This window comes from Clostridium sp., assembly GCF_034179595.1.
Classification (GTDB): Bacteria; Bacillota; Clostridia; order Clostridiales; family Clostridiaceae; genus Clostridium.
Genome location: NZ_JAXFPT010000001.1, coordinates 1 through 4,970 on the forward strand (window position 1 = coordinate 1; position 4,970 = coordinate 4,970).

The following is a 4,970-nucleotide window of genomic DNA, read 5'->3' on the forward strand; positions in this document are numbered from 1 at the left end:
CCTATACCAGTACTTGGTGAACTTCCATTAGAGAAGGAGATGATGAAAAAATGATTTTTACGAAAAAATTTCCAAAGTCTATTACAGCAGAGTGTTATAGAAATATAAGAACAGGTTTAGAATATTCATCTATAGATAAAAAGTTAAGAACAATAGTTGTTACTAGTTCAGAAGCTGGAGAAGGAAAGTCTACAGTTTCTAGTAATTTGGCATATATATTATCACAAAGTGGAAAAAAAATAATACTAATAGATTGTGATCTTAGAAAGCCAAGTCTTCATAGAAAATTTGGAGAAAGTAATGATTATGGGTTAACAGATTATTTAATAGGAAAGTATTCTCTAGATAATGTGATTAAACAAATAGATAATAATTTATATCTTTTAACATCAGGACACATACCACCAAATCCAGCAGAAGTTATAGCATCACAAGGAATGGAAGATTTAATAGAAAAGCTTAAAAATGATTTTGAACACATAATATTAGATACTCCACCAGTTAGAGCTGTAACAGATGGGCAAATACTTGCAGGTAAAAGTGATGGCACACTACTTGTTGTAAGGGCAGAAAAGACAAGAGGTGAATCAATAATACAAGGATATAAAGAACTTGAAAAAGTAAGAGCAAAAGTTCTTGGAAGTATTATAAATGGTGCTTCGACTGAGAGGAGAGAAGCTTATTATTATGATTACTCAAATGATCGTAGAAAGAAAAAGAAAAATAAATAGAAATATTGTGAGGATTTATGAGAGACATTTTTATTATAGGTGCTGGTGGTGTAGGTAAAGAAGTTGCTTTTTTAATTGAAGAAATTAATAAAAAGAATCTAATATGGAATATAGTTGGATTTATAGATGATAATAATGAAATAAAAAATAGTTATATAAATGGATATAAGGTTCTAGGTAATATAGAATACCTTAAAAGAAATTTTAACAAAGCTAATGTGATAATTGCTATAGCAGACTATAGGATAAAAAAGAATATATCAGAACAACTAAAAGATAATTTTGAATTTGCAACTTTAATTCATCCAGATGTAAATATACATCCTACTGTAAAGATAGGTGGTGGAAGCATAATATATCCTGGCGTTATTATAACTACTAATATATGTATTGGGAATCATGTAATTATAAGTCCAAAGTGTGGAATTGGACATGATGCGATAATTAATGATTACACATCTCTTCTGTGGAATGTAAATATATCAGGTCATAATAAAATAGGAACAGGTTGTTTAATAGGTTCTGGTGCTACTATTATACAAAATAAAGTTGTGGGGGATTTTTCAATAATTGGAGCAGGTTCTGTAGTTATAAAAGATATAAAAGATTGTACTATTAATGTTGGAGTTCCAACTAGAGAGGTAAAGAATGAAAAAGGTATTATATGTAACAACAGTTAGCAGGACTATAAATGCATTTTTAGTACCTCATATAAATATGCTTTTAAATGATGGATATTATGTTGATTGTGCATGTTCAATAGATAAAGAATTAGATAAAAGCTTAATAAATAAAGGTGTTAAGATTTTTGATATTCCGTTTAATAGAAATCCACTTAGTATAGCAAATATAAAGGCTTTCAAAGAGCTTATAAAAATACAAAAAGAGAATAAATATGATATAGTGCATGTTCATACGCCTGTAGCATCAATATTTGGAAGGCTATTGAAATTAAGATTTAATAATTTAAAAACTATTTATACTGCACATGGATATCATTTTTTAAAAGGTGGATCTAAGTTAGGCTGGATGATTTATTATCCTATTGAAAAATTTATGGCTAAATTTACTGATGTAACTATAAATATAAATAGTGAGGATTATGAAATAACTAAAAATAAGCTAAAACCAAATGAAACATACTATTTAAAAGGTGTTGGGATAGACTTAACAAAATATAAATTATTAGATGAAAATCAAAAGGCTAAAAAAAGGTTAGAGCTTGGATTAAAAGATCATGACTTTATAGTAATAATGATAGCAGAACTTAATGAAAACAAAAACCAAATACAACTTATTAAAGCATTAGAAATATTAAAAAATAAGTATAAAAATATAAAAGCTTTATGTGTTGGAGAAGGTGATAAGTTAAATGAATTAACTAAAGAAGTAAAAATAAGAGCATTAGAAAATAACATAAGTTTTTTAGGATTTAGGACAGATATTAATGAACTTATAAATATTTCAGATATAGGAGTGCTTTTATCATATAGAGAAGGGCTTCCTAGAAACATAATGGAACTTATGGCTAATGGAAAGAAGGTTATTGCAACAGATATAAGAGGAAATAGAGATTTAGTTTGCAATAGTAATGTTGGAACATTAGTTAAGGTTGGAGATTATGAAGAAACAGCTAAAGCTATTGAAATGTATATAAAAGAAAAGAAAAGTTTGGAAGAAGTATATAACGTAACTTTGAATAAAGAAGAAAGAGTTATACAAGAAATAAAAGATTATGAGATAAGTAAAATTTGCGAAGAATTAAGAACTATTTATATAAGCTTAGGGGGAATAGACTAATGAAATGTCTTCATATTTTACCTATGAATAAATTAAGTGGTGCAGAAAAAATGGCTCTTTTAATATGTAAAAATATGAAGGAGTATGAGTCTATTGTAGTATGTGGAGGCGAAGATTTAAAAAGTATCTTTGAAAAAGAAGGCGTAAAGAGTTATGCTCTAGATTTTTCTAATAAAAATATATTAAAAACAATTTTTGGATTAAAAAAAATAATGAAAGAAAATGATATAAAAATTCTTCATGCACATGATAATAATGCATCATTAACTGCATATTTAACTAAGAAATTATGCAGAGGCAATATCAAAGTTGTATCTCATATACATAATTGTTATCCGTGGCTTAAATCAAATGGAGTTAATAAAAAAATAGATTCATTTTTTAGACCAAGATATGACTATAATATCGCTTGTGGAAATTTAGTTTATGATTTTTATAAAAAAAATACGACTTATTTTGATGAAGAAAAAACTAAAATCCTTTCTAATGCTATAGATAGTAAAAAAATATATAAGGTTAAATCATATTACAAAGATAATTTATTTAAAAAATATAATATACCTAAAAATAAAACTGTAATAGGATTTATTGGGAGAATAGATGAACAGAAAGGAATTATACCTTTTATAAAAGAGATTTCAAAGAAAAAAGAAAGATTTAGAGATTGTAAAATTTTACTTATAGGTAGTGGAAATCAAGAAAGTGAAGTTAGAAATCTTTTAAAAGAGTTAAATATAGAAGAGTTATTTATATTAACAGGTTTTCAAGAAGATGTTTATAAATTTTATCCATTAATAGATATATTCTTTTTACCATCATTATATGAAGGATTGCCAATGGTTATATTAGAAGCTATGGCATTTAAAAAGCCTATAATTTCAATGAATGTTGGGAGTATAAGAGAAGTAATTAGAAATAATAATACTGGAATACTTATAGAGAATAATTCAATTTCAGATTTTATAAGCGAGTTAGAAAAATTAAAAAATAACAAAGATTTGCAAGATAAATTATCTAATAATGCTTGTAAATATATAAATGAAAATTTTGATATTAATTCTTATATAGACAGATTAAGTGAAATCTATAAAATAATTATCTAAACTATTATTTTATTATAGGTTTAATTTGGAGGGGAAAATGATTAAATTAACAATATTTACACCAACATATAATAGGGCATATACAATTAATAAATGTTATGAAAGTTTAAAAAGACAAACAAATAAAAATTTTAAATGGCTTGTAATAGATGATGGTTCTACTGATAATACAAAAGAGTTAATTTTAAATTGGCAAAAAGAATCTGATTTTGAAATTAAATATATATATAAGAAAAATGGAGGAATGCATACAGCACATAATACAGCTTATGAAAATATAGATACAGAAATTAATGTATGTATAGATTCAGATGATTATATGCCAGATGATGCAGTAGAGAAAATATTAAAAGCATGGGAAGAAAATAAAGCTGATGATATAGCAGGAATTGCAGGATTAGACTCACATAAATCTGGCGAAATAATAGGAACTAAATTTCCTGAAAATCTTAAAAAGTCAAAACTATTTGATTTATATAATAAATACAAGGTTAAAGGTGATAAAAAATTAGTTTATAGAACTGAATTGACAAAAAAATATAAATATCCTGAGTTTGAAGATGAGAAGTATGTTGGACTAGCTTATAAATATCACAAAATAGATGAGAATTATAAATTAGCTTTAGTAAATGAAGTTTTTTGTGTAGTAGAGTATATGGATGATGGATCTTCTAAAAACATGTTACAACAATACAGAAGTAATTGTAAAGGATGGACATTCTATAGATTAGAAAATTTAAAAATACCTAATACATCTTTAATGTATAAGGTAAAAGAAAGCATACATTATGTTTCAACTAGTCTAATGAGAAAAAATAAAAGCTTTTTAAAAGAAACACCATATAAGATTATTACTATATTATCTATTCCAATGGGAATTTTATTGTATTTCTATATAATGAAAAACACAAAAGAGGCTTAAGTAACATTTAATTTTTAAGGGAGATGGTAGTTTGGGGCATTTTATTTAACATTAGTTACTACATATTTGTTATCAATCGTAAGTAGATGTATGTATGAGAGAAGAATTAAGAATTTATCTATAGTTTATGTATCACTTGCAGCTTTAGTATTTATAATTATTTCAGGACTTAGGCGTGGTATTGGAGATACTGGAATGTATATGCATAGTTATAGACTTATGGTGCAAGATCCTAGTAGTGCTGATTTTTCTAGAGATGCTGGATTTACAGCGTTGAGTTTTATATTATCACAAATATCATCCAATCCTCAGACATTAATTTTTGTAGTTGCATTAATAACAAATGGTTTAAATATTGCAATGCTTTATAAGTATAAGAGTTATTTAGAACTTCAGTTATATTTATATATGGCA

At 25.8% G+C, this 4,970-nt stretch carries 6 protein-coding genes; all 6 read left to right on the forward strand.

Annotated features, from left to right (window positions below; all coding sequences use genetic code 11):
• The first annotated feature begins 50 nt into the window (after positions 1-50).
• Entirely contained in the window at positions 51-731 is a 681-nt protein-coding gene (locus tag SPJ33_RS00005; protein WP_321115912.1) for a CpsD/CapB family tyrosine-protein kinase, read from the forward strand.
• Between the two features lie 17 nt (positions 732-748).
• Positions 749-1,411 (forward strand): acetyltransferase, encoded by a 663-nt coding sequence (locus SPJ33_RS00010; protein ID WP_321115914.1) that lies wholly within the window; start codon positions 749-751, stop codon positions 1,409-1,411.
• On the forward strand, positions 1,380-2,531 hold the full coding sequence (locus tag SPJ33_RS00015) for a glycosyltransferase family 4 protein (RefSeq protein WP_321115915.1): 1,152 nt from the start codon (positions 1,380-1,382) through the stop codon (positions 2,529-2,531). Before SPJ33_RS00010 ends, SPJ33_RS00015 begins: the two co-directional genes overlap by 32 nt.
• Positions 2,531-3,634 (forward strand): glycosyltransferase, encoded by a 1,104-nt coding sequence (locus SPJ33_RS00020; RefSeq protein WP_321115916.1) that lies wholly within the window; start codon positions 2,531-2,533, stop codon positions 3,632-3,634. Before SPJ33_RS00015 ends, SPJ33_RS00020 begins: the two co-directional genes overlap by 1 nt.
• Positions 3,635-3,671: 37 nt before the next feature.
• Positions 3,672-4,556: a glycosyltransferase family A protein gene (locus SPJ33_RS00025; protein ID WP_321115917.1), complete on the forward strand. Its 885-nt coding sequence runs from the start codon at positions 3,672-3,674 to the stop codon at positions 4,554-4,556.
• A gap of 66 nt (positions 4,557-4,622) precedes the next feature.
• On the forward strand, positions 4,623-4,970 hold a 348-nt coding region (locus SPJ33_RS00030), incomplete at its 3' end, for an EpsG family protein (RefSeq protein ID WP_321115918.1).

What these genes read in the sequence shown, in the direction of transcription:
- SPJ33_RS00005 (WP_321115912.1), top strand. Translation starts at nt 51, where the DNA reads ATGATTTTTACGAAAAAATTTCCAAAGTCTATTACAGCAGAGTGTTAT.
- SPJ33_RS00010 (WP_321115914.1), top strand. Translation starts at nt 749, where the DNA reads ATGAGAGACATTTTTATTATAGGTGCTGGTGGTGTAGGTAAAGAAGTT.
- SPJ33_RS00015 (WP_321115915.1), top strand. Translation starts at nt 1,380, where the DNA reads ATGAAAAAGGTATTATATGTAACAACAGTTAGCAGGACTATAAATGCA.
- SPJ33_RS00020 (WP_321115916.1), top strand. Translation starts at nt 2,531, where the DNA reads ATGAAATGTCTTCATATTTTACCTATGAATAAATTAAGTGGTGCAGAA.
- SPJ33_RS00025 (WP_321115917.1), top strand. Translation starts at nt 3,672, where the DNA reads ATGATTAAATTAACAATATTTACACCAACATATAATAGGGCATATACA.